At 73.6% G+C, this 20,517-nt stretch carries 16 protein-coding genes; 13 read left to right on the forward strand and 3 right to left on the reverse strand.

The genetic code is table 11. From position 1 onward, the window contains the following. The first annotated feature begins 42 nt into the window (after positions 1-42). From ACZ7HT_RS33860 to sucD, 4 genes are all read left to right on the forward strand, one after another. Positions 43-2,676, forward strand: coding sequence for a DUF5682 family protein (locus ACZ7HT_RS33860; RefSeq protein ID WP_471173122.1), 2,634 nt, complete (start codon positions 43-45; stop codon positions 2,674-2,676). A 5-nt stretch (positions 2,677-2,681) separates the two neighbouring features. Beyond that, the gene (locus ACZ7HT_RS33865; RefSeq protein WP_471173186.1) at positions 2,682-3,818 is read left to right on the forward strand and encodes a VWA domain-containing protein; all 1,137 of its coding nucleotides are present in this window, start codon (positions 2,682-2,684) and stop codon (positions 3,816-3,818) included. Positions 3,819-4,212: 394 nt separating this feature from the next. After that, positions 4,213-5,391: an ADP-forming succinate--CoA ligase subunit beta gene (gene sucC, locus ACZ7HT_RS33870; RefSeq protein WP_471173124.1), complete on the forward strand. Its 1,179-nt coding sequence runs from the start codon at positions 4,213-4,215 to the stop codon at positions 5,389-5,391. 21 nt (positions 5,392-5,412) lie between these two features. Further along, positions 5,413-6,297 carry a succinate--CoA ligase subunit alpha gene (sucD, locus tag ACZ7HT_RS33875; RefSeq protein WP_471173127.1) on the forward strand — a complete coding sequence of 295 codons (885 nt, stop codon included), beginning with the start codon at positions 5,413-5,415 and terminating at the stop codon, positions 6,295-6,297. 153 nt (positions 6,298-6,450) lie between these two features. Here the strand turns inward: sucD and ACZ7HT_RS33880 are convergent, their stop codons facing one another. After that, the gene (locus tag ACZ7HT_RS33880; protein ID WP_471173130.1) at positions 6,451-8,046 is read right to left on the reverse strand and encodes a sigma factor-like helix-turn-helix DNA-binding protein; all 1,596 of its coding nucleotides are present in this window, start codon (positions 8,044-8,046) and stop codon (positions 6,451-6,453) included. Between the two features lie 120 nt (positions 8,047-8,166). Between ACZ7HT_RS33880 and ACZ7HT_RS33885 the strand changes: the two genes are divergently transcribed. Then, positions 8,167-9,768, forward strand: coding sequence for a cell division protein PerM (locus tag ACZ7HT_RS33885; protein WP_471173133.1), 1,602 nt, complete (start codon positions 8,167-8,169; stop codon positions 9,766-9,768). 4 nt (positions 9,769-9,772) lie between these two features. Here the strand turns inward: ACZ7HT_RS33885 and ACZ7HT_RS33890 are convergent, their stop codons facing one another. Then, the gene (locus ACZ7HT_RS33890; RefSeq protein WP_471173135.1) at positions 9,773-10,510 is read right to left on the reverse strand and encodes a hypothetical protein; all 738 of its coding nucleotides are present in this window, start codon (positions 10,508-10,510) and stop codon (positions 9,773-9,775) included. A gap of 218 nt (positions 10,511-10,728) precedes the next feature. Between ACZ7HT_RS33890 and purN the strand changes: the two genes are divergently transcribed. The 3 genes from purN to ACZ7HT_RS33905 all read left to right on the forward strand — a co-directional run bounded on the left by purN (position 10,729) and on the right by ACZ7HT_RS33905 (position 14,467). After that, a complete protein-coding gene (gene purN / locus ACZ7HT_RS33895; RefSeq protein WP_392150990.1) occupies positions 10,729-11,358 on the forward strand; it encodes a phosphoribosylglycinamide formyltransferase in 630 nt (209 codons plus the stop codon). Further along, positions 11,333-12,898 carry a bifunctional phosphoribosylaminoimidazolecarboxamide formyltransferase/IMP cyclohydrolase gene (gene purH, locus ACZ7HT_RS33900; protein WP_471173138.1) on the forward strand — a complete coding sequence of 522 codons (1,566 nt, stop codon included), beginning with the start codon at positions 11,333-11,335 and terminating at the stop codon, positions 12,896-12,898. Before purN ends, purH begins: the two co-directional genes overlap by 26 nt. A 135-nt stretch (positions 12,899-13,033) precedes the next feature. After that, on the forward strand, positions 13,034-14,467 hold the full coding sequence (locus ACZ7HT_RS33905; protein WP_471173140.1) for a DUF2079 domain-containing protein: 1,434 nt from the start codon (positions 13,034-13,036) through the stop codon (positions 14,465-14,467). A gap of 80 nt (positions 14,468-14,547) precedes the next feature. Here the strand turns inward: ACZ7HT_RS33905 and ACZ7HT_RS33910 are convergent, their stop codons facing one another. Continuing rightward, positions 14,548-15,285, reverse strand: coding sequence for an RDD family protein (locus ACZ7HT_RS33910; protein WP_471173142.1), 738 nt, complete (start codon positions 15,283-15,285; stop codon positions 14,548-14,550). Positions 15,286-15,533: 248 nt separating this feature from the next. Between ACZ7HT_RS33910 and ACZ7HT_RS33915 the strand changes: the two genes are divergently transcribed. The 5 genes from ACZ7HT_RS33915 to ACZ7HT_RS33935 all read left to right on the forward strand — a co-directional run bounded on the left by ACZ7HT_RS33915 (position 15,534) and on the right by ACZ7HT_RS33935 (position 20,516). Further along, positions 15,534-16,394: a bifunctional methylenetetrahydrofolate dehydrogenase/methenyltetrahydrofolate cyclohydrolase gene (locus ACZ7HT_RS33915; RefSeq protein WP_471173144.1), complete on the forward strand. Its 861-nt coding sequence runs from the start codon at positions 15,534-15,536 to the stop codon at positions 16,392-16,394. Positions 16,395-16,446: 52 nt separating this feature from the next. Continuing rightward, the gene (locus ACZ7HT_RS33920) at positions 16,447-16,869 is read left to right on the forward strand and encodes a DUF3017 domain-containing protein (RefSeq protein WP_471173147.1); all 423 of its coding nucleotides are present in this window, start codon (positions 16,447-16,449) and stop codon (positions 16,867-16,869) included. A 360-nt stretch (positions 16,870-17,229) separates the two neighbouring features. Further along, positions 17,230-18,219 carry a malate dehydrogenase gene (locus tag ACZ7HT_RS33925; RefSeq protein ID WP_471173149.1) on the forward strand — a complete coding sequence of 330 codons (990 nt, stop codon included), beginning with the start codon at positions 17,230-17,232 and terminating at the stop codon, positions 18,217-18,219. A gap of 196 nt (positions 18,220-18,415) precedes the next feature. After that, complete coding sequence (locus ACZ7HT_RS33930) at positions 18,416-20,155, forward strand: hypothetical protein (protein WP_471173151.1); 1,740 nt, start codon at positions 18,416-18,418, stop codon at positions 20,153-20,155. Further along, a complete protein-coding gene (locus ACZ7HT_RS33935) occupies positions 20,148-20,516 on the forward strand; it encodes a hypothetical protein (protein ID WP_471173153.1) in 369 nt (122 codons plus the stop codon). Before ACZ7HT_RS33930 ends, ACZ7HT_RS33935 begins: the two co-directional genes overlap by 8 nt. Position 20,517 lies beyond the last annotated feature (1 nt).

A 20,517-nucleotide genomic window follows, 5' to 3' on the forward strand; every position in this document is an offset into this window, starting at 1 on the left:
GCTGTGCCTGTGGCGCCTGACGCGCCCCGGGCCGTGTCTGTTATGCCGGATGCGCCCCCGGCCGCGCCTGTCGTGCCTGACGCGCCCCGGGCCGTGCCTGTCGTGCCGAATGCGCCCCCGGCCGCGCCTGACGCGCCCCGGGCCGTGCCCGCGACTCCGGCCGCGTGGTCCGGTGGGCCGTTGTTGCTCGGGGTACGGCATCACGGGCCCGGGTCCGCGCGGGGGGTGCGGGCCGCGCTCGACGCGGTGCGGCCCGACGCGGTCCTCGTCGAGGGGCCCGCCGAGGCCGACGCCCTCGTCGCGCTCGCCGCCGACCCGGACATGCGGCCGCCCGTCGCCCTGCTCGCCCACGCCGTGGACGACCCCGGGCGGGCCGCGTTCTGGCCGATGGCCGAGTTCTCGCCCGAGTGGGTCGCGATCCGCTGGGCCCTCGACCACGGCGCCGCCGTCCGCTTCGTCGACCTGCCCGCCGTCCACACCCTCGCCGCCGCCGACCCCACCTGGACCGACGAGGAAGACGAAGTCAGCGGCAGCGGACTGCGGATCGACCCCGTCGCCGAACTCGCCCGTGCCGCCGGGTACGAGGACGGCGAGCGGTGGTGGGAGGACGTCGTCGAACTGCGCGCGGACGGCGACCCCACCGCCCCCTTCACCGCCCTCGCCGAGGCCATGGGCGCCCTCCGCGAGACGTACGGCCACGGCGGTCACCCCCGCGACCTCGTCCGCGAGGCGCACATGCGGCTCAAGCTGCGCGCCGCCCGCAAGGAGTTCGGGGACTCCGTCGCCGTCGTCTGCGGCGCCTGGCACGTGCCCGCGCTCACCCGCAGGACCACCGTCGCCGCCGACAAGGCCCTCCTGAAGGGCCTGCCCCGCGCGAAGGCCGAGCTGACCTGGGTCCCCTGGACCCACCGCAGGCTCGCCCGCCGCTCCGGATACGGCGCCGGAATCGACGCGCCCGGCTGGTACGCGCACCTCTTCGCCGCCCCCGACCGGCCCGTCGAACGCTGGATGACCATGGTCGCCGGCCTCCTCAGGGCCGAGGACCACCCCGTCTCCTCCGCCCACGTCATCGAGGCGGTCCGGCTCGCCGAGACCCTCGCCGCCCTGCGCGGGCGCCCCCGCCCCGGCCTCGACGAGACGACCGACGCCGTCCGCGCCGTCCTCTGCGAGGGCTCCGACGTGCCGCTCGACCTCGTCCGCGACCGCCTCGTCGTCGGCGACGTCCTCGGCGAGGTCCCGGCCGCCGCCCCCGCCGTACCCCTCCAGCGCGATCTGGCCCGACGCCAGCGCACCCTGCGCCTCAAGCCCGAGGCCCGGGAGCGCGAGCTCGGACTCGACCTCCGCAAGGACACCGACGGCGAGCGCAGCCGCCTGCTGCACCGGCTGCGCCTCCTCGGCGTCCCCTGGGGCGAGCCGGCCGCCGGACGGTCCGGCACCGGCACCTTCCGGGAGACCTGGCGGCTGCGCTGGGAGCCCGAGCTGCACGTCCGGGTCGCCGAGGCCGGCGTCTGGGGCACCACCGTCGAGGCCGCCGCCACCGCCCGCGCCGAGTCCCGCGCCCTCGCCGCGACCGCCCTCGGCGACCTCACCGCCCTCGCCGAGCAGTGCCTCCTCGCCGGGCTCGCGGACGCGCTGCCCGTCGTCATGCGGGCGCTCGCCGACCGGGCCGCGCTCGACACCGACGTCGCCCACCTCGCCCAGGCCCTCCCGGCGCTGGCCCGCGCCCTGCGCTACGGCGACGTCCGCAGCACCGGCACGGCCGCGCTCGGCGAGGTCGCCGCCGGGCTCGCCGAGCGGATCTGCGTCGGCCTGCCGCCCGCCTGCGCCGCCCTCGACACGGACGCCGCCGCGCAGATGCGGGACCGGCTCGACGCCGTCCACACGTCGATCGGCCTCCTCGCGGACGGCCCCGAGCACGAGGACCGCCCCGGCCTCCGGCAGCGTTGGGGTGGTGTGCTCCGGGTGCTCGCCGGGCGGGAGCGGATACCCGGTGTCCTGCGGGGGCGGGCCGCTCGGCTGCTGCTCGACGAGGGGTGGCTCGGGGACGGTGAGGCCGGGCTGCTCATGAGCCGGGCGCTCTCGCCCGGCGTCCCGCCGGGTGACGCCGCCGGCTGGATCGACGGGTTCGTCGGCGGGGCCTCCGGCGGCGGGCTGCTCCTCGTGCACGACGAGCGGCTCCTCGGTCTGGTCGACGCCTGGCTGACGTCCGTCCCGGCGGGGGCGTTCGCCGATGTCCTGCCGCTGCTGCGGCGCACCTTCTCCGGGTACGAGCAGGGGGTGCGCCGCACCCTCGGGGAGCTGGTCGCGCGCGGCCCGCAGAGCGGTCGCGCCGCCGCGCACGACACCTCCCCACCCGGCTTCGACCCGGCCCCCGACCCCGCGCGGGCCGACGCCGTACTACCGCTGCTCCACCTCATCCTCGGAGCCGCCGGAGCCGCCGGAGCCGCCGGAGCCGCCGGAGCCGCCGGGACCGTCGGGACCTCCGGGACCCCCGGGACCTCCGGGACCTCCGGGACCTCCGGGACCTCCGGGACCTCCGGGACCTCCGGGACCTCCGGGACCTCCGGGACCTCCGGGACCTCCGGGACCCCCGGAACCCCCGGAACCCCCGGAACCCCCGGAACCCCCGGAACCCCCGGAACCCCCGATCCCCCCAGAACGGAGGCCCGCGCGTGACCACGATCCTCGGTGACGACGAGCGGCTGCGGCGCTGGCGCCTCGTCCTCGGCGGCGGCGACGCCGACGGCACCGGTCGGGCGCTCGCCGGCACCGACGCCGCCATGGACCGGGCGCTCACCGCGCTCTACGACCGCACGGCCGACAGCGGTCACCGCTCGGCCGGGCTCGGCGCCTCCGCGCCCTCCGTCGCCCGCTGGCTCGGCGACATCCGCACGTACTTCCCGAGCTCCGTCGTCCAGGTCATGCAGCGCGACGCGATCGACCGCCTCGGGCTCGCCGCCCTCCTCCTGGAGCCGGAGATGCTGGAGGCCGTCGAGGCCGACGTGCACCTCGTCGGCACCCTCCTCTCCCTCGGCAAGGCGATGCCCGAGACGACCCGCGAGACCGCCCGGGCCGTCGTCCGCAAGGTCGTCGACGACCTGGAGCGGCGCCTCGCCACCCGCACCCGCGCCACCGTCGGCGGCGCGCTCGACCGCTCCGCCCGGATCAGCCGCCCCCACCACCGGGACATCGACTGGGACCGCACGATCCGCGCCAACCTCAAGCACTACCTGCCCGAGCACCGCACGGTCGTCCCCGAGCGGCTCGTCGGCCACGGGCGCGCCTCCCGGGCGGTCAGGAAGGAGGTCGTGCTCTGCGTCGACCAGTCGGGCTCCATGGCCGCCTCCGTCGTGCACGCCGCCGTCTTCGGCGCGGTGCTCGCCTCGATGCGGTCGCTCGCCACCCGCCTCGTCGTCTTCGACACCTCCGTCGTCGACCTGACCGAGCAGCTCGACGACCCGGTCGACGTCCTCTTCGGCACCCGGCTCGGCGGCGGCACCGACATCAACCGCGCCCTCGCCTACTGCCAGTCGCGGATCACCCGCCCCGCCGACACCGTCGTCGTCCTCGTCAGCGACCTGTACGAGGGAGGCATCCGCGACGAGATGCTGAAGCGGGTCGCGGCGATGAAGGCCTCGGGGGTGCAGTTCGTGAGCCTGCTCGCGCTCTCCGACGAGGGCGCGCCCGCCTACGACCGGGAGCATGCCGCCGCGCTCGCCGCGCTCGGCGCCCCTGCCTTCGCCTGCACCCCCGACCTGTTCCCGGAGATCATGGCGGCCGCCCTGGAGAAGCGCCCCCTGCCGATACCCGAGCCGTGAGCGGTGCGGAATCCGTCGCCAGGGGACCACCCACTCGGGCGCCCGCACCGGATTGAGGTCCATATCACACGCGCGGCGGAACGGCCCTCACCCCGGCGCCCGGCGCGTCGTGAGGGGCGCGCAGGCCAGTCCCCGCCTGCCACGTGGGGCTTCCGCGCCTGTCCCCTCACCCCTACGGACAGCCCCTTGGTCCGTACGGTCTGTGACCCGTATCACCGCTCTGTTGGGATCTGCGATTTAGGGACCCACGGCCCTCGGGGATAACCTGCGAGACGGACATGCCGCGTCCACGGACTCCGTGCACGCCTCCCTTGTGACAGCGCAGTCACGTTGCCCTTCGCGGCACGCCCACGCAGACAACGAACCGCGATCATCAGAAAAGGGACGGACGCGCGTGGACCTGTTCGAGTACCAGGCGAGGGACCTCTTCGCCAAGCACGGTGTACCGGTGCTGGCCGGTGAAGTCATCGACACGCCTGAGGCGGCGCGCGAGGCCACCGAGCGTCTTGGCGGCAAGTCGGTCGTCAAGGCGCAGGTGAAGGTCGGTGGCCGCGGCAAGGCCGGCGGCGTCAAGCTGGCCACCACCCCGGACGAGGCCGTCGCCCGCGCGACGGACATCCTCGGGATGGACATCAAGGGCCACACGGTCCACAAGGTGATGATCGCGGAGACCGCTCCGGAGATCGTCGAGGAGTACTACGTCTCGTACCTCCTCGACCGCACCAACCGCACCTTCCTCGCCATGGCGTCCGTCGCCGGTGGCATGGACATCGAGGAGGTCGCCGCGACGACCCCCGAGAAGCTCGCGAAGGTGCCGGTCGACTCCAACAAGGGCGTCGACATCGAGAAGGCCCGCGAGATCGTGGCCCTGGCGAAGTTCCCGGCCGACGTGGCCGAGCAGGTCGCCGAGGTCCTCGTGACCCTGTGGAAGACCTTCGTCGCCGAGGACGCGCTCCTCGTCGAGGTCAACCCGCTGGCCAAGGTCGCCTCCGGTGACATCCTGGCCCTCGACGGCAAGGTGTCCCTCGACGAGAACGCCGACTTCCGTCAGCCCGAGCACGAGGCGCTCGAGGACAAGGCCGCAGCCAACCCGCTCGAGGCTGCCGCCAAGGCCAAGGGCCTCAACTACGTCAAGCTCGACGGCCAGGTCGGCATCATCGGCAACGGCGCGGGCCTGGTCATGTCGACCCTCGACGTCGTCGCGTACGCCGGTGAGAACCACGGCGGCGTGAAGCCGGCGAACTTCCTCGACATCGGTGGCGGCGCCTCCGCCGAGGTCATGGCGAACGGCCTGGAGATCATCCTGGGCGACCCGGACGTCAAGTCCGTGTTCGTCAACGTCTTCGGTGGCATCACCGCCTGTGACGAGGTCGCCAACGGCATCGTCCAGGCCCTGGAGCTCCTCGCCTCCAAGGGCGAAGAGGTCACCAAGCCGCTGGTCGTGCGCCTCGACGGCAACAACGCGGAGCTGGGTCGCAAGATCCTGTCGGACGCCAACCACCCGCTCGTTCAGCGCGTGGACACCATGGACGGCGCGGCCGACAAGGCCGCCGAGCTCGCGGCTGCGAAGTAAGGGACGAGGGACACCAGAGCCATGGCTATCTTCCTCAACAAGGACAGCAAGGTCATCGTCCAGGGCATGACCGGTGCCACGGGCATGAAGCACACCAAGCTCATGCTGGGTGACGGCACCAACATCGTCGGCGGCGTGAACCCGCGCAAGGCCGGCACGTCCGTCGACTTCGACGGCACCGAGATCCCGGTCTTCGGCTCCGTCGCCGAGGCGATGGAGAAGACGGGCGCCAACGTCTCCGTCCTCTTCGTGCCGCCGGCCTTCGCGAAGGCCGCGGTCGTCGAGGCGATCGACGCCGAGATCCCGCTCGCCGTCGTCATCACCGAGGGCATCGCCGTTCACGACTCGGCCGCGTTCTACGCGTACGCCGTCGAGAAGGGCAACAAGACCCGCCTCATCGGCCCGAACTGCCCCGGTCTCATCACCCCGGGCCAGTCCAACGCCGGCATCATCCCGGGCGACATCACGAAGCCGGGCCGCATCGGCCTGGTCTCGAAGTCCGGCACGCTGACGTACCAGATGATGTACGAGCTCCGTGACCTCGGCTTCTCCTCCGCCGTCGGCATCGGTGGCGACCCGGTCATCGGCACCACGCACATCGACGCCCTCGCGGCGTTCGAGGCGGACCCCGACACCGACCTGATCGTCATGATCGGTGAGATCGGCGGCGACGCCGAGGAGCGTGCGGCCGACTTCATCAAGGCCAACGTCACCAAGCCGGTCGTCGGCTACGTCGCGGGCTTCACCGCGCCCGAGGGCAAGACCATGGGCCACGCCGGCGCCATCGTCTCCGGCTCCTCCGGCACCGCCGCGGCGAAGAAGGAGGCCCTCGAGGCCGCCGGCGTCAAGGTCGGCAAGACGCCGACCGAGACGGCCAAGCTGGCGCGCGCGATCCTCGCGGGCTGAACCGGCTGAACCGGCTGAACCGGCTGAACCGGCTGACTCTGCTGAACGGGCTGATGATTCGCACGGCAGCCTGACAGCAGGCAGTACGTGAGCGGGCCCCGCCCCCTCCCGGGAAACCGGGCGGGGGCGGGGCCCGTTCTTTCGTGTCCGGGGTTACTCGACCGCCGGGACCAGCCGTTCCGGGCCCGGGTTGGGCTCCGAGCGCAGCTTCTCGCGGAGCTCCAGGTCCTCCGGGCGGAGCTTCTGCGGCCCGCCGCGTACCGGCACTCCGTTGACGGTCTCGCCGGGGGCGTTCACCGGGATGTAGCGGGTCGGCGCGGTCGCCGCCGTGAAGCCGGTGACGCCGATCAGGACCGCCGTCACGCCGAGCACCGCCCGCGTCCACTTGCGGGCCCGGCGCTCGCTGCCCGTCCGGACCGCACGGGCGGGCTGCAGGGTCGCCGTCGGCGCCTCCGCGACCAGCGCGCTCAGGCGCCGGTGCAGGGCCTCCGGCTCGGCGAGCTCGGGGAGCCGCTTCCCGATGACCGTACGGGCGTGCAGCAGCCGGTTCGCGGCGGCGGGCGTGCTCGCCTCCGTCTCGGCGGCCGTCTCCGGCAGGTCCAGGCCGAGCCCGTCGTAGAGCAGGACGGTACGGCGGTACGGCGGCGGCAGTTCGAGCAGCGCGCCGAGCAGCGCCCGGCGGTTCGCCTCGGTCGGCGGGGCGTCGGGGTGCTTGTGGGCGCGGCGGAACCGGTGCCAGGGGGAGAGGGCGTACTCGTACGCCGTCGCCCGCACCCAGCCCACCGGGTCCGCGTCCACGGCGACCTCGGGCCAGTGCTCCCAGGCGTGGTGGAACGCGCGCTCGACGGCCTCGCGGGAGAGCCTGCGGCGCCCGGTGAGCAGGTACGTCTGGTGGACCAGGCCCGGCGCGGCGTACGCGTACAGCGCGTCGAAGGCCTCCTCGGGGGTGAGGCCCGGCGCGGCGGGAGCCGCCTCCACGGGTTTCAGCCGCTCCGGCGGCTTCGCGGACCCTTTCCGGGCGGGCCCGGCAGAGATGCCGGGGACGGGGACCGGCCCCCGGGGCGGTTTGCCGGCCCGCGGCCGCACGTTCCCCGAAGCGGGGGCCTGCGCCTGGGCCGGGGCCTGCGGCCGGCCGGCGTGGGTCTGGGTCCCGGCCCGGCCCGGCTGCACCTCGGCCCGGCCGGAGCGGGCCTGGGCCTGCGACCGGCCTGGCCGGGCCTCGGCCTGCGACCGGACGGCACGGACCTCGGCCTGCACCGGCTGGACCTCGGCCTGCACCGGCTGGACCTCGGCCTGCACCGGGTGGGGCCGGCCTCGTTCGGCCGCCTGGGCCGGCGCGGCTTGCACCTCGGCCGGACCTGGCTGAACCTCGGCCTGCGGCCCGCCCGGCTGGGCCTCGGCCTCGGCCTGCGGCCTGCCTGGCTGCGCTTCGGCCTGCGGCCGGTCCTGCTGCGCCTCGGCTCGGGCCCCGGTCTGTGTCCCGGCCTCCGTCCCGGGCGGCGGTGTCCCCTCCTGTTTCGGTTCCGGGTCGAGGGGGGTGTCCGTGCCGAGCAGGCGGGCGTAGGCCTCGCGTTTGCGGCCGCGGGGGGTTGAGCGGCCGGTTTCCCAGGACCTGATCGTGGCCTTCGTGACGCCCATGGCCTCGGCGACCTGCTCCTCCGTGAGGGCGAGGGCCTCACGCAACCTGCGCCGCTCCTTCGGGGTCGGCAGGGTCGCGGAGGATGCGGAATCCGCGGTGCTCCGGCTCATCGGCGTCGACCTCCCGCAGAGCTGCTATGGGCGGAAAAGTACATAAACGTATCTTGAGCGACACAACGGAGGTTTGCCTGTTACGCGGCTAAAGCGCGTGTCGTTGGCAGCATGAATCCCGTGACCCATGTGACCGAGCCGCACCCCCTGGTCCAGGGCGGCCGTTCCGCCGCGCTCGCCACCGCCTGCGTCCGCGGCGCGGTCGCCGCCGGGCTCGGTCTCGGCGCCCTCGCGGTCCTGGTGATCGCGGCCTGGATCAGCTCCCCGTACCCCGACAGCGGTCCCGCCGGCGCCCTGCACGTCGCCGCCGGGATCTGGCTGCTCGCCCACGGCGTCGACCTGGTCCGCACGGGCACCCTGTCCGGCTTGCCCGCACCCCTCGGCGTCGTCCCGCTGCTGCTCGTCGCCCTGCCCTTCTGGCTCGTCCACCGCGCCGCCCGCGACACCCTCGACCCGGGGGGTGACGTGGTCCGCCCGCGCCCCTCGCCGGGCGGTGCCTTCGCCGCCGTCGCCGGGGGGTACCTGCTCGTGGCCGCCGGCGTCGTCGTCTACAGCGAGAGCGGTCCGCTGCCCGCCGACCTCGTCACCGCCGGACTCTGGCTGCCCGCCGTCGTCACCGCCGCCGCGGGCACGGGCGTCTGGACGGCCCTCGGCCGCCCCCTGCCCGGGCAGCGGCAGGCGGCCACCGCCCTGCGCGCCGCCGGGCTCGGGACCCTGACGCTGCTCGCCGGCGGCGCGGTCGCCGCGGCCGTCTCGCTCGCCTGGCACGCGGGCCGCGCCCAGGCCTCGTTCGAAGGTCTCGCGGGGGAGTGGTCCGGTCGGGTGACGGTCCTGCTGCTCGTCGTGGCGCTGCTGCCGAACACGGCCGTCTGGGGAGCCGCGTACGGTCTCGGGCCGGGCTTCACCCTCGGTACGGGGGCCCTCGCGACGCCCCTCGGGCTCGTCGGCGACCCTGCCGTGCCGCCCTTCCCGCTGTTCGCCGCGCTGCCCGCCGAGGGCCGCGGCACCTGGGTCCACTGGGCGACCGCGGCGGCCCCGCTGGCCGCCGCCGTGCTGCAGGGCCGTCTGGTGGGCCGCGCGGCACGGACCTGGGCGGCCCGGGACGCGGCCCTGGCGGCGCTCGGCGCGGCCTGCGGGTGCGGGGCGGCCGTCGCCGTCCTCGCGGGTGCGGCGGGCGGCCCGCTCGGCACCGGCCGGCTCTCGGCGTTCGGCCCCGTGTGGTGGCTGGCGGGCGCGGCGGCGGTGCTGTGGGGGGTCTGCGTGGGGGTGCCGGTGGCGATGGCGGTACGGGCCTGGGGCCGCCGAGTACCGCGCTCCGAAAGGCCGAGGCCCGTCCCCGCCACGACCGCGCCCGTCCCCGCCACGACCGCGCCCGTCCCTGCCACCACCGCGCCCGTCCCCGGGCCCGTTCCCGCCGCGGCGGCCGTACCCGGCTCGGCGTCCGCCCCCCTCGCCCCGTCCCTCGGCGCCTCCGTCACCGTCGGCGTGCCCGTCGCCGCCTCGTCCGGACCCGCGGACGCCGCCGTACCCGAGGTCCCGGCGGTCGAGGAGTCCCGCACCGGCCCGGCCCCGGACGGCGGCGATGCCCCGCACCCCGCCCCGCCCCGCGACCCGCACCCCGCCCCGTACGCCGACCCCTTCGGCGACGACCCCGGCTTCGAGTCGTACGACTGCCTCCCGGCGGCCTGGGAATCACCCCCGCCGCCACCCCCTACCGGCTGACGGACTACTCCCGTACCCCGAAGCCCGCGCGCAGCGGCTTCGGCAGGAGGTCGTTGCAGGCCAGCTGGCCCGCGTGGGTCAGGGCGTCGTCGCGGCACTCGTAGAAGTCCCGGTAGACGAGCTGCATCGTGAAGCCCACGGCGACGATCATCAGCGCCAGGCTCGACGCGACGAGGCCGCTGATCGCCGCCGTCCGCATCGAGCGCAGCGGAGCGGACGCGGCGGTCGCGCCCTGACCGGAGGGCTGGCCCGAGGGCTGAGCCGCCGCGGGCGGGGCCGGCGGCTGTGATGTCGGTGACACTTCCGCGGCCGGTTCCTTCGGCTTGGCGCGCAGTGAGCTGATCGCCCAGTAGAGGCCGAGGGCGCCGAGCAGCAGCGCCAGCTCCGGGATCTCGAAGATCGCGAAGAAGAAGCCCCACATGCCGGAGAGGATCGCGTACCGCGCGCGCCGCTGTGCCGGGTCCGTCGGGTCCCAGCGGATCCCCGGGCCCCGCCCGGGGCCGCCCTCGGGACCGCCCTGGCCGCCTCCCTGCCGGCGCTCGGGACCCCGCCCGAAGCCGTCCTGCGAGGGGCCGGGCTGGCGTGGGCTCCAGCGGCCGTCGGACGGCCCCGACGAGTCCGGGGTGCCGGACGCGTCGCCGTCCGGGCCCTCCGGTCGCCGCGGCTGCCACGGCTGATCCGGCCGGCCCTCGGGCGGCGGCGCGAACGGGTTGTTGTCGTCCGTGGACTGGCGTTCCGGCATCTGCTGAACGTCTTCCCTCTGTCGTCGTGACCGCGGCCGCGTCCACGGCCCCTGCTGGCGTCGGACCCTGACGCTACCGCCCTGCTCCGCCCCCGTCCCGTGGGGGCCGTCCTGTGTGCCGGTATCGTTGCTGCCGTCGGGCCATTCGTAGGGTTCCCCGTATCGAGGGGCACGATTCGTTCGTACGACCGTACAAACACCACGGAAAGAGTGACCCAGTGGCTGCCGCCCGCCTCGTCGTCCTGGTCTCCGGGTCCGGTACCAATCTGCAGGCCCTCCTCGACGCCATCGCCGCCGACCCCGAGGGATACGGCGCCGAGATCGTCGCGGTCGGCGCAGACCGCGAGAACATCGTCGGCCTGGAGCGCGCCGAGCGCGCCGGGCTGCCGACCTTCGTGTGCAAGGTCAAGGACCACGCGACCCGCGAGGAGTGGGACCGCGCGCTGACCGAGGCCACCGCCGCGTACGAGCCGGACCTCGTCGTCTCGGCCGGTTTCATGAAGATCGTCGGCAAGGAGTTCCTCGCCCGCTTCGGCGGCCGGGTCGTCAACACCCACCCGGCGCTTCTGCCCAGTTTTCCCGGTGCCCACGGGGTGCGTGACGCCCTCGCCTACGGCGCGAAGGTCACCGGATGCACCGTCCACTTCGTCGACGACGGTGTCGACACCGGCCCGATCATCGCCCAGGGCGTGGTCGAGGTGCGGGACGAGGACGATGAAGCCGCTCTGCACGAGCGCATCAAGGAAGTCGAGCGCTCGCTGCTCGTCGACGTCGTGGGGCGTCTCGCCCGGCACGGCTACCGCATTGAGGGACGAAAGGTTCATGTCGGTGAACACGGACACCGTTAAGCCCATCCGCCGCGCGCTGGTCAGCGTCTACGACAAGACGGGGCTCGAGGAGCTGGCCCGCGGTCTGCACGAGGCCGGTGTCGAGCTCGTCTCCACCGGCTCCACCGCCGGCAGGATCGCCGCCGCCGGGGTCCCGGTCACCAAGGTCGAGGAGCTCACCGGCTTCCCCGAGTGCCTCGACGGCCGCGTCAAGACCCTCCACCCGCGCGTGCACGCCGGCATCCTCGCCGACCTGCGCCTGGAGTCGCACCGCGCGCAGCTCGCCGAGCTCGGCGTGGAGCCCTTCGACCTCGTCGTCGTGAACCTCTACCCGTTCCGCGAGACGGTCGCCTCCGGCGCCACCCCGGACGAGTGCGTCGAGCAGATCGACATCGGCGGCCCGTCGATGGTCCGCGCCGCCGCCAAGAACCACCCGTCGGTCGCGATCGTCACCAGCCCCGAGCGGTACGCGGACGTGCTCGCCGCCGTCCAGGCCGGCGGCTTCGACCTGACCGCCCGCAAGCGGCTCGCCGCCGAGGCCTTCCAGCACACCGCCGCGTACGACGTGGCCGTGGCCTCCTGGTTCGCCGACGACTACGCCGCCGCCGACGACTCGGGCTTCCCCGACTTCCTCGGCGCCACGTACGAGCGGAACAACGTCCTGCGCTACGGCGAGAACCCGCACCAGGGCGCCGCGCTCTACGTCGACGGCACGGGCGGCCTCGCCGAGGCCGAGCAGCTGCACGGCAAGGAGATGTCCTACAACAACTACACGGACACCGACGCCGCGCGCCGGGCCGCGTACGACCACGCCGAGCCGGCCGTCGCGATCATCAAGCACGCCAACCCGTGCGGCATCGCGGTCGGCGCCGACGTCGCCGAGGCCCACCGCAAGGCGCACGCCTGCGACCCGCTGTCCGCGTTCGGCGGCGTCATCGCCGTCAACCGCCCGGTCTCCGTCGCGATGGCCGAGCAGGTCGCCGAGATCTTCACCGAGGTCATCGTGGCCCCCGGCTACGAGGACGGCGCGGTCGAGGTCCTCGCCAAGAAGAAGAACATCCGCGTGCTGCGCGCCGAGGGTGCCCCGGCCAACCCGGTCGAGGTCAAGCCGATCGACGGCGGCGCCCTGCTCCAGGTCACCGACCGCCTCCAGGCCGAGGGCGACGACCCGGCGAACTGGACCCTCGCGACCGGCGAGGCGCTCTCCGCCGAGGAGCTCGCCGAGCTCGCCTTCGCCTGGAAGGCCTGCCGCGCGGTCAAGTCCAACGCGATCCTGCTCGCCAAGGACGGCGCCTCGGTCGGCGTCGGCATGGGCCAGGTCAACCGCGTGGACTCCGCGAAGCTGGCCGTCGAGCGGGCGGGCGAGGAGCGGGCGCGCGGCTCGTACGCCGCCTCCGACGCCTTCTTCCCCTTCCCCGACGGCCTGGAGATCCTCACCGCGGCCGGCGTGAAGGCGGTCGTGCAGCCGGGCGGCTCGGTGCGCGACGAGCTCGTCGTCGAGGCGGCGCAGAAGGCCGGCGTGACGATGTACTTCACGGGCACGCGCCACTTCTTCCACTGACGGTGACCCCACGCTGAAACACAGGGCTCCCGCGCTCGCGGGGGCCCTGTGCGCGTGCCCGGCAGGTCCGCCGAACGGGTGGACTCTGGTCTAATGGGTTGGCTCTTTTGTCGGCCGCCGGTAGTGGGGGACGTGGTGTTGGACGTACTGAACAGGCCCGCTGCGGAATCCACCGACGCCGAGCCCTCCGACGGCCTCTCCCCGGCCCCGCTCCGCCCGTACCTGATCCTCGCGGGCGTCCTCTGCGGCCTGTACCTCCTCTACTCCTGGGTGCAGTACACGCACTTCCGCACGCCCTCCTGGGACCTCGGGATCTTCGGGCAGTCGGTCAGGGCGTACGCCGAGTTCCGCGCGCCCGTCGTCGACATCAAGGGCCCCGGCTTCCAGATACTCGGCGACCACTTCAGCCCCGTCACCGCGCTGCTCGCGCCGCTCTACTGGATCTGGCCCTCCCCGGCCTCGCTGCTCCTCGGGCAGGCCGCGCTCTTCGCCGCCTCCGCCGTCGTCGTCGGCCGCACCACCCAGCAGATCCTCGGCAGCCGGGCCGCCGGCATCGGCCTGACGGTCGCGTACGGGCTGTCCTGGGGCCTCCAGGAGGCCGTCAAGTCCGACTTCCACGAGATCGCCTTCGCCGTCCCGCTGCTCGCCCTGGCCTGCCGGGCCCTGCTCCTCGGCCGCTGGACCGCGGCCGCCGCCTGGGCGGCCCCGCTCGTCCTGGTCAAGGAGGACATGGGCCTCACCGTCGCCATGGTCGGCGCGGTCCTCTTCCTCAAGGGGCAGAAGAAGCTGGGCGCGGCCCTGGCGGGCTTCGGCACGGCGGCCTTCGCGCTGACGGTCCTCGTCCTGATCCCGGCGGCGAGCAAGCTCGGCCAGTACGACTACTGGTCCAAGATCGAGAAGACCGGCCAGGGCGCCGACACCTCCTTCGGGCAGGTCATCGGCGACGCCCTCGCCTCGGGCGAGCGGTGGGAGATGGTGTTCTACCTGCTCGCGATCACCGGCTTCCTCGCCCTGCGCTCCCCGCTGATCCTGCTCGTCCTGCCGACCCTCGGCTGGCGCTTCCTCTCCCAGGACCCCAACCACTGGGGCATGCACTGGCACTACAGCGCGATCCTCATGCCCGTCGTCTTCCTGGCCCTCGTGGACGGCGTCCGCTCGGTCCGCACCTCGCCGCGCGCCTGGCTCGTCTCGTACGGCAAGGTCGTGATCCCGGTGGCGACGGCGGTCGGACTCGTCCTCGCCGCGAACCTGCCGCTGCGCGAGCTGACGAAGCCGGAGACGTACACGACGGACAGCCGGACCCTGGAGGCGCGGGCGGCGGTCGACGCCGTGCCGGACGGGGCGAGCGTCGAGGCGGACGTCTCGCTCCTCGCGCACCTCACGGCCGGCCACCGGGTCTACTGGGTGGGCACGGCCAAGGGCGCCACGCCGGACTACCTCGCCTTCGACCTGCGCGGCTGGGGGCAGCAGGTGTCGGATCCGGCGCAGCTGGCCGCGCAGCTGCATCCCGAGGCGCGGTACGAGATCACCCACCGCTCGGACGGGTTCGCGGTCCTGAAGCGGCAGTGACCCCGGGGCCCCGGAACGGCCGAGGGCCGTCCGGCGGTGTGCCGGACGGCCCTCGGAGCAGCGGGGGACCCGCTGCGGGATTACTTCTTGATGACGAGCGTGCCGGCGGCACGGTCGTGCCAGCCCTGCGTCTTGCCGGTGCTGTCGAAGAACGGCGACAGGTAGACCACGAGCTGGCCGATGAAGCAGACGATCGCGCCGAGAATCGGGATGATCCAGCGGATGAAGCCGCCGCCGAGACCCGGCTTGCCGCCCGTGTTCTCCTTGACGACGCGGAGGCCCAGCGCCATCTTGCCGAGCGTGGCGCCGACGAAGGCGACCATCAGCCACTCGTAGAGCATGGTGGCGAGGAACAGCAGGAAGAAGATGCCGAGGAAGGTGGCGATGATGCCGCCCGCGGCCTCGCCGGCCTGCTGCGCCGCGTTGTTCAGGCAGGTGTTGTACGCCGGGGACATCGGGTCGATGCCGCTGCAGTCGTCGATGCTCTCGGTCGCGCCCACCAGGCTGGCGGCGCCGAGGAACGTCAGGATCCAGTACACGACGCCGATGGCGATGCTGTCGATCAGGCGAGCGGCGAACCGCAGACCCATCGAGGCGACCTGCACGGTGCCGAGGCCGTGCACGTTGATGTAGCCGTTGTTGGCCTGGATGGTGCCCGGGGCCTGGGGGTACGCGCCCGGCGCGCCCGGCTGCTGCGGGTAGCCGTAGCCCTGCTGCGGAACACCCTGCGGCGCCTGCTGCGGGTAGCCGTAACCGGGCTGCTGCTGGTTCGGGTCCTGCGGCTGGCCGTAGGGGTTGTTCGGGTCGCCGAAGCTCATCGAGGGGTTCCTCCGTGAATTTCCATGTGCGGGGACGACGCGGCCCGCGCGGAGGACTTTCACGGCTTGTGAGCGGATACCCCCCGGCACTTTCCGCGATACTGCGCGGTCATCGTGGTGGCAACGGCGAGATTTTGTCCAGTCGATACGTACCGAAGTTGTGCAAGTGCAACCTGTCGTTCCCCATCCCCGGCCGCTCCGTCAGGCCGAATTGGAACAACGCGGGGGTCATCCGGGAGGATGTCTCCATGAGCGCCCAGATTCTCGATGGCAAGGCCACCGCAGCCGCGATCAAGTCCGATCTCACCGTCCGTGTGGCGGCCCTCAAGGAGAAGGGCATCACGCCCGGACTCGGCACGATCCTGGTCGGCGACGACCCGGCGAGCCAGAAGTACGTGGCCGGAAAGCACCGCGACTGCGCGCAGGTCGGCCTCGCCTCCATCCAGCGCACCCTGCCGGGCACCGCCACCCAGGAGGAGGTCGAGGCGGTCGTACGGGAGCTCAACGAGGACCCGGCCTGCACCGGGTACATCGTCCAGTTGCCGCTGCCCAAGGGCATCGACGAGAACCGCATCCTGGAGCTCATGGACCCGGCCAAGGACGCGGACGGTCTGCACCCGACCAACCTCGGCCGCCTCGTCCTCAACGAGCCCGCGCCGCTGCCCTGCACGCCGAACGGCATCGTCACCCTGCTCCGCGCCCACGGCGTGGAGATCAACGGCGCCGAGGTCGTCGTCGTCGGCCGCGGTGTCACCATCGGGCGCCCGATGCCGCTCATCCTGACCCGCCGCTCCGAGAACGCGACCGTGACCCAGTGCCACACCGGCACCCGGGACCTCTCGGCGCACCTGCGCAACGCCGACATCATCGTCGCGGCGGCCGGCGTGCCGCACCTGATCAAGCCCGAGGACGTGAAGCCGGGCGCGGCCGTCCTCGACGTCGGCGTCTCCCGCAACGGCGAGGGCAAGATCCTCGGCGACGTGGACCCGGGCGTGGCCGAGGTGGCCGCCTGGATCTCCCCGAACCCCGGCGGCGTGGGCCCGATGACCCGTGCGCAGCTCCTCGTCAACGTCGTCGAGGCCGCCGAGCGCGCGGCCGCGGCGCTCTGAGGTGACCTCCGGGACCCCGGGGACACCCGGTAACCCGGACGGCGCGGACGCCGTGGCCGGTGCTCAGGAGGGCGGCGCGAAGGGCGGTCCGCGGCAGCGGCTCACCACCGACACCGCGCGCCCCGAGGGCGGCGGCCGGGCGGCCCCCGGCGACGCCCCGGCGCCCGCGCGCCAGTGGCCGCTGCTCACCGTCCTCGCGCTCGCCGGGCTCGGCCTGCTCGTGGTGGGGACGGACCCGTTCCCGCAGGCCTTCCGGGTCGGCGCGATCCTGGTCGGGACGGCGCTCCTCGCGGGCGCGGCGATGCGGCGGGTGCTGCCGTCCGTCGGCATGCTGGCCGTCCGCTCCCGCTTCACGGACATGATCACGTACGGGGTGATGGGCGGCCTGATCGTGCTGCTCGCGCTCATGGTGCAGCCGGGGCCGTGGCTGCGGATCCCGTTCCTGGAGGACGTCCTCCACCTCACGGTCACCTAGCCGCACGTTCCCGCGGCACGGCGCCCGCCCTCTCCCCCGTGGGAGGGCGGGCGCCGTCGTGTTCCAGGGTCGTGCGCACGCCGAGCCGGGGACAAGCTCCGTCGGCGCGCTGTGGCACGGAAGTGACCATTCCGCTATCTCGGCCCCGCATCCGCCGCCCCGGTGGCGTTCCCGGACGGGTGGCAGTGAGCCGGACCACAAGGGGATGGGGATTCGCGGGGGCCCGGGTCGGATAGCCTGACCGCTGGATATCTCTTCACGTCGAGACACCGAACGATCACGTGATCGATCGTCGATCAGGGGAGCCGTCCAGCACCAGGGGCAGGGACCCCCACCGCCAGCTGTCTTACGGAGATCGCCATGACCCGCACTCCCGTGAATGTCACCGTGACCGGCGCGGCCGGCCAGATCGGCTACGCGCTGCTCTTCCGCATCGCCTCCGGCCACCTGCTCGGCGCGGACGTGCCGGTCAAGCTTCGCCTCCTCGAGATCCCGCAGGGCGTCAAGGCCGCCGAGGGCACCGCCATGGAGCTCGACGACTGCGCCTTCCCGCTGCTCAAGGGCATCGACATCTTCGACGACCCGAACAAGGGCTTCGAGGGCGCCAACATCGGCCTGCTCGTCGGCGCGCGCCCGCGCGGCCCGGGCATGGAGCGCGGCGACCTGCTCGCCGCCAACGGCGGCATCTTCAAGCCGCAGGGCGAGGCCATCGCCGCCCACGCCGCGGACGACATCAAGGTCCTGGTCGTCGGCAACCCGGCCAACACCAACGCCCTGATCGCCCAGTCGGCCGCCAAGGGCGTCCCGGCCGAGCGCTTCACCGCGATGACCCGCCTGGACCACAACCGCGCCCTGACGCAGCTGGCCCAGAAGACCGGCTCCTCGGTCACGGACATCAAGCGCCTCACCATCTGGGGCAACCACTCCGCGACCCAGTACCCGGACATCTTCAACGCGGAGATCGCCGGCAAGAACGCGGCCGAGGTCGTGGGCGACCAGGCGTGGCTGGCCGACACCTTCATCCCGACCGTCGCCAAGCGCGGCGCCGCGATCATCGACGCCCGTGGCGCGTCCTCCGCGGCCTCCGCCGCCAACGCCGCCATCGACCACGTCTACACGTGGGTCAACGGCACCGCCGAGGGCGACTGGACCTCCATGGGCGTTCCGTCGGACGGCTCCTACGGCGTCCCGGAGGGCCTGATCTCCTCCTTCCCGGTCACCTGCAAGGACGGCAAGTACGAGATCGTCCAGGGCCTGGAGATCAACGACTTCTCCCGCGCCCGCATCGACGCCTCCGTCAAGGAGCTCGTCGAGGAGCGCGACACCGTGCGCGAGCTCGGCCTCATCTGAGCCCGACCCGAAGCTGACAACGGCTTCCCACGCTCGGCGCCCCCGGACCGTACGACCGACCGTACGGCCCGGGGGCGTCGTTTTTCCGGGCCGACTATCCGGGCCGACACGGAACGTCCACCTCCCCTATGCTGTCCCACCGGTTCCTGGCCAACTCGGCGGGAAACCTGGGCCGTTCCACTCGATCGGGGGAGTTTTGGCGCAGTCGTTCGTACCTCACCAGCCCGGCGGGCCGCCTTCCGCCGCCGTCGACCCGCGCCGTTTACCGGCCGCCAGCGAGGCGACCCGGCTGCTCTGCGCCGGCACGTACCTCGACGACCGCTTCCGTGACGCGGTCATCGACGAGCTGTACGTCCACGAGGAGCGCTTCGCCGCCCCCTCCCTCGGCCACGACGCGAGCCGCGTCCTCGCCCACGCGCTGCGCGCCCGCCGCGTCGCACTCGCCTGGGCCGTCGGCGTCCTCGCCCTCTGGATCGTCGCGCTCCCCCTCACCAAGGGCCTGGTCGCGCTCGTCCTCACCCCCTATCTGATCCTCGGCATCGCCCGCTGGGTGCGCGGCCCGTCCGCCACCGCCCCCGGCTACCGGGTCGTCCCCGCGTTCCTGCTGCGCTGGTACGGGCGGCTGATGTTCGTCCAGTCCGCGCTGTTCCTCCTCGTCCTCGTGATCGGCGACGAAGAGTCGGGCTACGACGTCCTCGGCGAACTCTCCGACACCGGCGAATTCCTCGCCCTCGCGGTCAGCCTCGTCGCCGAGGAGCTGTGGCGCGTCGGCCCGCTGGAAGTGTGGATCACCATCGCCGTGCCGCTCCTCGTGGCCTGGGCGACGGCCGTCCAGCGCGGCCAGTTCGCCCGCGCGCTCACCCAGGAGCTGTCCCGCGAGCGCTTCGCCGACCAGCGCTCCGACCCGGCCGAACAGGCCGAGGGCGCCCGCTTCCACCGGCTCCGCGACCGGATCCGGCTCGAACAGCACGCCCGGCTGATCATGTACGGCTCCGGCGACCCGTTCTGCGGCGCCGGCTCCCCGTACGAGCCCTGGTCGCTCTCCGTCGAGCTGCGCCCCCGCAAGAACCTCGACGGCAAGACGCCCGAACCGCTCGACAACAGTGCGGTGCTGCGGCACGTCGTCCCCCTCCTGGAGGCGCTGCGCGTGCCCTCCGCGCACGGCTCGCCGCAGCTCCAGGCCGCCGTACGGGACCGGCTGCGCGAGCTGGAGATCGACGAGGTCGTCTTCCTGCCCGTCGACGGCCTGCCGGCCCGCACGGACGCCCCGTACACCCCCGAGGGCTTCGAGGCGCACCGCTCGCACGCCATCGAGGAGGGCGGCGAGACCCGCCGGCACTTCCTCCGCATCCGGGTCGGCGGCTGGGGCGAGGAGATCGTCACCACCGTCTTCGTCCGCGTCCACACCCAGGGCGGCATGCTCATGCTGGAGGTCGCCCCGCACGTCCTGCGGCCGGTGAAGCCGCTCTACCGGTACGCCGACCGGATCGCCCACCGCTACCGGTACAACCACTACTTCGGCAAGGCCGTGTGGGCGCTCGGACGGACCCCGCGCGCGGTCGGCGACGCCCTCGTCACGATCGGCCGCTCCGTCGTCCAGCTGTGGCGCGTGCTCACCGGCGGCCACGCGGGCGCGCTGCCCGAGGGGCCGTGGGCCTCGGTCCGCGAGCTCGGCTCCGACGACGAGGCCTCCCTCTTCCAGGAGATGGACGTCAGCCGCTACCTGAAGAGCGTGCAGGACCGGGTCGCGAACGGCGTGACGCTCGCCCTGCGCGAAGCCGGGTACGAGACGGCCGAGTTCGAGCAGAAGATCGTGCACGTGGCGGAGGGCGGCACGTTCATCGAGAACACCAAGGGGAACGTGACGGTCGGCCATCACAACACCGTGACCAGCAAGACCTTCACCACGACCACGACCGGAGGCGACCGTGGCTGACAGCACCGGGAACGGCGTTCACGTCACCAACACCAGCGGCAACGTCACCATCGGCGACAACAACACCGTCACCAGCACGGTGAACGGCGCCGGGCCCGCCCGCGACGCCGCGCAGGAGGAGCTCCTCCAGGCCATCCGCCGGCTCCGCGCGGACTTGGGGGGCGTCGTCCCCTCCGAGCAGACGGCCGCGCTCGACGCCGAACTCTCGGACGCCGAGGACGAGATCGAGGGCACCGGCCGCGCGGGCGCGGGCCGCCTCGCCGCCCTGCGCCGCGCCCTCACGGACGCGGGCGCGGTGACCGGCATCCTCGCCTCGGGCGTGGCCGTCGGCCAGGCCGTCGGCGCCCTGCTCGGAGGATGAG

This window comes from Streptomyces sp. NPDC037410, assembly GCF_055602235.1.

Bases quoted from the DNA above. Each gene is read 5' to 3' on its own strand.
- purH (WP_471173138.1), top strand. From the start codon at position 11,333: ATGTCGGTGAACACGGACACCGTTAAGCCCATCCGCCGCGCGCTGGTC.
- ACZ7HT_RS33890 (WP_471173135.1), bottom strand. From the start codon at position 10,510: ATGCCGGAACGCCAGTCCACGGACGACAACAACCCGTTCGCGCCGCCG.
- ACZ7HT_RS33915 (WP_471173144.1), top strand. From the start codon at position 15,534: ATGAGCGCCCAGATTCTCGATGGCAAGGCCACCGCAGCCGCGATCAAG.
- ACZ7HT_RS33910 (WP_471173142.1), bottom strand. From the start codon at position 15,285: ATGAGCTTCGGCGACCCGAACAACCCCTACGGCCAGCCGCAGGACCCG.
- ACZ7HT_RS33860 (WP_471173122.1), top strand. From the start codon at position 43: ATGCCGGATGCGCCCCCGGCCGCGCCTGTCGTGCCTGACGCGCCCCGG.
- ACZ7HT_RS33880 (WP_471173130.1), bottom strand. From the start codon at position 8,046: ATGAGCCGGAGCACCGCGGATTCCGCATCCTCCGCGACCCTGCCGACC.
- ACZ7HT_RS33925 (WP_471173149.1), top strand. From the start codon at position 17,230: ATGACCCGCACTCCCGTGAATGTCACCGTGACCGGCGCGGCCGGCCAG.
- sucD (WP_471173127.1), top strand. From the start codon at position 5,413: ATGGCTATCTTCCTCAACAAGGACAGCAAGGTCATCGTCCAGGGCATG.